At 66.5% G+C, this 254-nt stretch carries 1 protein-coding gene; it reads left to right on the top strand.

All coding sequences use genetic code 11. The features are described 5' to 3' along the window. Window positions 1-238, top strand: a 238-nt coding sequence (locus tag AC0IYH_RS32770) for a D-aminoacyl-tRNA deacylase (RefSeq protein WP_471838538.1), incomplete at its 5' end; no start/stop codon positions are given. Between the last annotated feature and the right edge of the window lie 16 nt (window positions 239-254).

Raw genomic sequence — 254 nt, 5'->3', positions numbered from 1 at the left:
GGATGTCGGTGGTGGCCTGTTGTTGGTTTCCCAGTTCACCCTGGCCGCCGACACCCGCAGCGGCCTGCGCCCTGGTTTCTCCACCGCCGCACCGCCCGCCCAGGGCGAGGCGCTGTTCGGTCATCTGCTCGAACAGGCCCGCGCGCAGCATCCACAGGTTGCCAGCGGGCGTTTCGGCGCAGACATGCAGGTGCACCTGATCAACGACGGCCCGGTAACCTTCCTGCTGGAAACCTGAAGTCTCTGCTACTGCC

It is taken from the genome of Pseudomonas sp. AC463 (assembly GCF_979253585.1).
Note: the sequence above shows the minus strand (reverse complement) of the source record. Positions and strands in the feature narration are given on the sequence as shown.